Source organism: Aphanizomenon sp. UHCC 0183, assembly GCF_009712065.1.
In the GTDB taxonomy this organism is placed as follows: Bacteria; Cyanobacteriota; Cyanobacteriia; order Cyanobacteriales; family Nostocaceae; genus Dolichospermum; species Dolichospermum heterosporum.
This window is the reverse complement of record NZ_VILC01000031.1, coordinates 45,155-47,560: the sequence shown is the minus strand read 5'-3', so window position 1 is coordinate 47,560 and position 2,406 is coordinate 45,155. Positions and strand designations below refer to the sequence as shown.

2 protein-coding genes are annotated in these 2,406 nt (G+C 43.6%); one reads left to right on the top strand and one right to left on the bottom strand.

Going from position 1 to position 2,406, the window contains the following annotated elements; translation table 11 throughout:
- Nucleotides 1-114: 114 nt before the first annotated feature.
- Nucleotides 115-1,731 (bottom strand): hypothetical protein, encoded by a 1,617-nt coding sequence (locus tag FJR37_RS26205; protein WP_174763418.1) that lies wholly within the window; start codon nucleotides 1,729-1,731, stop codon nucleotides 115-117.
- 84 nt (nucleotides 1,732-1,815) lie between these two features.
- Between FJR37_RS26205 and cysC the strand changes: the two genes are divergently transcribed.
- A complete protein-coding gene (gene cysC / locus FJR37_RS12810) occupies nucleotides 1,816-2,355 on the top strand; it encodes an adenylyl-sulfate kinase (RefSeq protein ID WP_168466191.1) in 540 nt (179 codons plus the stop codon).
- Nucleotides 2,356-2,406 lie beyond the last annotated feature (51 nt).

Here is a 2,406-nt window from a genome sequence, read left to right as displayed (position 1 = left end):
GAACTCTTGCAATTTTACCGCTACGTAGTTTAAACAGTCACAAAACTACTAGTAGATAAAGTACCCTTAGCTCCTATGATTAAGGTTTTGTTACATGGTTATAAATTTTCCCGCCTACATACTTAGGACAAACTGATTAGGATTAGCTACACTCAGAGCGCTGGCTTGAATACCAGTTAAAGTGGCTAAAGTTTGACCACCAAAGATAACCGCAGTATCAGTACCAACTTGAGTCAAGGTAAGATTGGCGGTAGTGATGCCTAATTTGGCAGCACCAGAAATACCAATCACATCAGTACCAATTTGGAAATCTAGAATGGTGTTAGCGGCTTTTGGTAGTTCAGCATTGACAATCCAGAATTGGTCAGCGCCAGCACCACCAGATAAAAGGTTGCCACCACCTAAACCGACAAAGAATTTATCGTTACCATCACCACCCAAGGCACGACCATTAGAACCATTACCCAGGAAGAAGATATCATTACCAGCACCACCAGAGGCACGGAAATTGCTGGCTTCGTCGCCAAAAAATGTGTCATTGCCATCACTACCAAAAGCGCGATCGCCATTGGCTAAAAATACGGTATCATTGCCGCTACCACTGTCAATAATGTTATTACCGGCAAGAGCGCCCGCAGCCGCACTATCAACCTCGTCATTACCAGCACCACTAAACACGACATCCTTAATACCACCAAAGCCAGGAGTTTGTTTGGCTACAATTATATCGGGATTAGGTGTACCAGCAAAGTATTGTGCGTTGGTAACGGTAATGGCTACCGCTTGTGTGGCGGTTAATGTACCATCACTGGCAATGACGTTAATATCATAAACGTTATCACCGGGCGCTTCAAAGTTAGGAGCGGTTTTGAAGGTGACTTCCCCATTATTGATGTTAAATAACCCAGCATCAGTACCAGATAAACTGTAGGTGAGGGTTGTAGCTGCATCTACATCTGTAGCGGTGACGGTGTAAACTGTGCCTGTACCGTTTTCCGCAAAGGTGGCGGTAGCAGCGCTGGTAATAACTGGAGCTTCGTTAACGTTAGTAACGGTAATGGCTACGGCTTGTGTGGCGGTTAATGTACCATCACTGGCAATAACGTTAATATCATAAACGTTATCACCGGGCGCTTCAAAGTTAGGAACGGCTTCTGTGGCGGTTGATGTACCATCACTGGCAATGACGTTAATATCATAAACGTTATTTGCACCGTTGTCAGTGGGAACTTCAAAGTTAGGAGCGGTTTTGAAGGTGACAGCACCATTATTGATGTTAAATAACCCAGCATCAGTACCAGATAAACTGTAAGTGAGGGTTGTAGCTGCATCTACATCCATAGCGGTGACGGTGTAAACTGTTCCTGTGGCGTTTTCCGCAAAGGTGGCGGTAGCAGCGCTGGTAATAACTGGAGCTTCGTTAACGTTACCAACGGTAATGGCTACCGCTTGTGTGGCAGTTAATGTACCATCACTGGCAATAACGTTAATATCATAAACGTTATTTGCACCGTTGTCAGTGGGAACTTCAAAGTTAGGAGCGGTTTTGAAGGTGACAACGCCGTTGGTGATGTTAAAGAGGTTAGCATCCGTACCAGATAAACTGTAGGTGAGGGTTGTACCTTCTACGTCGGTGGCGGTGACGGTGTAAACTGTGCCTGTACCGTTTTCTGCAAAGGTGGCGGTGGCTGCGCTGGTAATAACTGGAGAAAGCAATGCTAATATGCTCATGTTGTAACCAATTACTTAGTTCTGGAGAGGAACTGACTTGGGCGATAATTTCTAGGTTGGATGCTGTTGTATTCATGGTTGGAAATGAGAGATAAAGGTTTTACACTTTGGTTTACAGGATTAAGCGGTTCTGGTAAATCTACCCTTGCTAGAGCCGTAGAAACCGAATTAAAAAAGCGTAATTATTTGGTGGAAGTTTTAGATGGGGATGTTATCCGTACTAATCTTTCCCAGGGACTAGGTTTCAGTAAGGAAGATAGGGATACAAATATTCGTCGTATTGGTTTTGTTGCTAACTTACTTAGTCGTAATGGAGTAATAGCCATTGTATCTGCGATCAGTCCCTATCGGTCTGTGAGAAATGAAGTGCGGAATATGACAGAAAATTTTGTAGAAGTTTATGTAAATACACCGCTGTCTGTTTGTGAGGCTAGAGACGTAAAAGGATTATACGCAAAAGCCCGTTCAGGTATAATTAAGGGTTTTACGGGCATTGATGATCCCTATGAAGAACCACTTAACCCAGAAGTTGTCTGTGATTCTGAAAAAGAAACCCTGGAGGAAAGTGTTGCTAAGGTCTTCACAGCTTTGATAGAGATGAACCTCCTGGTGGGTGGGGGATAGGGAATAGGATTGTATGGACAAGCCATGTAAGTTATCAAACATTAATAAGAT